The organism is Bradyrhizobium lablabi (assembly GCF_018131005.1).
Taxonomy (GTDB): domain Bacteria; phylum Pseudomonadota; class Alphaproteobacteria; order Rhizobiales; family Xanthobacteraceae; genus Bradyrhizobium; species Bradyrhizobium lablabi_D.
In genome coordinates, this window is the sequence record NZ_JAFCJK010000031.1 from 1 (window position 1) to 3,046 (window position 3,046).

Below are 3,046 nucleotides of genomic sequence, written 5' to 3' on the forward strand. Positions count from 1 at the left end.
ACAAAAAGCACGGGGGTAGGACCACAGGTGTAACCGGAAACAGCCCGGCTTTCCCTGCGCGATGGTTTACGGCTTATACGTGATCTCCTCGGTGAGACCGGGCTTTGTTGCCACCGTCATCAGCAAGAGGCGCTGGCCTCTCGCTGACTTAACACCAGCCACTGGGGCGTCAGGACCACACGACTTCGCCGTCCGCGTTGCGCGCACTCGTCAGTTGCGCACTCCGCGTCCACCGCATCTCACCGCAACACTCGTGACGATCGCGAAGCGCCCCTCGATCGGGTGAGACGGGCGGGATTGGACAACTGATTTGCCCGACGATGGAAGGGGAAAGTTTTTGCGCGAAGGACTGGACGTCGTGAGTCGCGTTGATTGCGCTAGAGAATTTGGATACTGCGCGCATTCCGCCTTCACCATCCCCTGGAAGGGAGCGTATCGACGCGAAAAGCGCGGGATCAAGGGCTCGGCTTGTCAGTATCCCACCATGGGGCCGCCGAACTTATTTCGGAAGACATTCCACATTATAGGCAATGATGATCTGCGCCGGGTCAGCCTTGCCTATGCTCTTCAAGTCTTCCATGCCGCTTTTTAGCTTGGCTCCCGCCTCCTTCAGGCTGCCTTCGAGCGTCGCCTTGGCCGACCTGCATCGCTCCTCGCTTGTGAATTCCTGAAACACCACGGTTGGGAGGAGCCTCCATTCGGCCCTGTCCATGGTAGCGGCCGGACTGACTGAGTAGGAGAAGACGTACATCAGGACCCACATCCGTTTGCTCCATCTGTGGCGACGAGCAGTGGCGCCTGTACCTCTAACGCCATCCTCGACCTAGCCGGTTGCGCCTCGCTGCTTCGTTATCCTGGGGCCGGCCAACTGGCAGCCCATCCGGGACTGGCAATTCCTCGGGGGCCGCTCGGCTGTCTTGATCTAGATCAACGCGGAGCATCAAACTTCATCGGCCTCCTTGATGTCTGAAAAATGGGATGAGGGGTCATGCTCGCCTGGTTGGAACAGTTCCTGGTTCGTTACCCCGAGCTCGCGCTGTTCCTTGTCATCGCCGCCGGATACTGGATCGGAAGCTTCAGGATCGGGACCTTCACGATTGGTCCGGTAACGGGTGCTCTGTTCGCCGGGCTACTGGTCGGACAATTCGCCCGCATCCCCGTCTCCAGTATGACCAAGTCTTTTCTCTTTCTGCTGTTCTTGTTTGGGGTCGGTTACTCCGTCGGACCGCAGTTCGTTCTTGCCCTGAAGCGCAACGGCGTGAAGCCGCTCTTGCTCGCGATATGCGTTAGCCTGGTGGGTCTCGCAGCTTCGGTTCTCGTCGCCAGGATCTTGGGGCTCGACGCCGGCTTTGCAGCGGGGCTGCTGTCGGGCGGCCTCACGCAAAGCGCAGCCATGGGCACAGCGACGGATGCAATCAACGGGCTGGGACTGCCCTCCGCTGACCGCGAACGACTGATTGCTCACATGGCCGTCGCAGATGCTGTTTGCTACATCTTCGGCTATGCGGGCGTGATCCTGTTTTGCACGACAATCGCCCCGGCACTCCTGAAGATCGACCTGAAGGCGGAAGCACGAAAGCTCGAACATTCACTGGGAATGGACAGCGCCAGGCCGGACCTGGCGTCGGCCTGGCGGAAGTTTGAACTGCGTGCGTATCGATTGGCCGAAGGAGCGCGTTTGGCCGGGATGTCGGTGGCGGTTGCCGAAACACTGGTGCCGGAGCAGCGTCTCTTCATTCACCGGATTCGTCGTGGACAGCACATCATCGATGCGATGCCCAACCTGATGCTCGAAGCGGGCGACGTGGTCGCGCTGTCTGGACCACGTCAGGTCATTGTCGAACTGATCGGTCCGCTTGCCGAGGAACGCGAGGACAGGGAGCTTTTGGACATTCCGGTCACCAGCGCCGACGTCCTCGTGATCAATCCGGACCTTGCAGGCTCCAACCTGAACGACATTTCGAAACAGGAATGGACGCGCGGCATTTATGTGCGATCCATCAAGCGCGGCGATGAGCAGATTCCCGTTGCAGCCAACGTCACTATCGAGCGTGGCGACATGCTTCGCATCGTCGGACCCGACGCACTCGTACAGTCAGCCGCCTCAAGGATCGGCGTTGTCATCGCGCCGAGCGGCACCATTGATTTCGTCGTGCTTGGAGCCGCGATATTCCTCGGCGGGTTAGCTGGTGTTCTGGCGACGTTTTCCGTGGGAAACGTCAAGATCAATCTCAGTACGAGCGTCGGGGTGCTGCTCGCCGGGCTACTGGTCGGCTATCTCCGCACGCGATATCCCCTGTTCGGGCGAATTCCCGATGGCGCTGTCACGCTGATGACCTCGCTGGGTCTCGCAGCGTTTGTCGGTCTCACCGGGATACAGGCCGGGCCGACGTTCTTCGCGGCACTCAGGGAAACGGGTCTGGGGCTCTTCCTGGGCGGCGTGGCCGTAACGCTGTTGCCGCAGTTCATTGGACTGTTCTTCGGTCATCTGGTGCTCCGCATGAACCCGATCCACCTTCTCGGCGCACTCGCCGGGGCGCAGACCGTGACAGCCGCGATGGCGGCGGTCCAGGAGCGCTCCGGAAGCCCGGTGGCGGTGCTCGGCTACACGCCGGCCTATCCGGTCGCGAACATTCTGCTGACGATGTGGGGCTCGATCATCGTCCTTGTCGTTGCCGGCTAAATCGTCCGACATCAACGGGCTGAGCGAGATTGTACGATGGTCGAAACATCATGACAGAGTTCGTGACTTCCAGATGGATCGGTGACTTCCTGTTCGGCTTCAGCGCCCTGTTTGCCGTGATCAATCCCTACGGGCTGGCCTTCATCTTCCTGGACAGGACGATGGGACTTTCCGAAACTGAGCGCTCGCACGTCGCGCTGCTTGTCGCGGCCTATGCGTTCTGTGTGCTTCTGGTGTCCCTTTTCCTCGGAAGTCAGATCCTCAACTTCTTCGGCATCACGATGCCGGCATTGCGGATTGCCGGCGGTCTGGTGGTCGCGGCGACTGGATGGTCGATGCTTCATGCTGCACCGGCTGCAGCAG

At 60.3% G+C, this 3,046-nt stretch carries 3 protein-coding genes; 2 read left to right on the forward strand and 1 reads right to left on the reverse strand.

Annotated elements, in window-relative coordinates; genetic code table 11:
* Window positions 1-499: 499 nt before the first annotated feature.
* Entirely contained in the window at window positions 500-763 is a 264-nt protein-coding gene (locus JQ553_RS34145; protein ID WP_212504466.1) for a hypothetical protein, read from the reverse strand.
* 225 nt (window positions 764-988) lie between these two features.
* On the opposite strand from JQ553_RS34145, the gene aspT reads away from it, so the two are divergent.
* Window positions 989-2,683, forward strand: a complete 1,695-nt coding sequence (aspT, locus tag JQ553_RS34150; RefSeq protein WP_212504467.1) for an aspartate-alanine antiporter — start codon at window positions 989-991, stop codon at window positions 2,681-2,683.
* A 50-nt stretch (window positions 2,684-2,733) separates the two neighbouring features.
* On the forward strand, window positions 2,734-3,046 hold a 313-nt coding region (locus tag JQ553_RS34155; protein ID WP_283817324.1), incomplete at its 3' end, for a MarC family protein.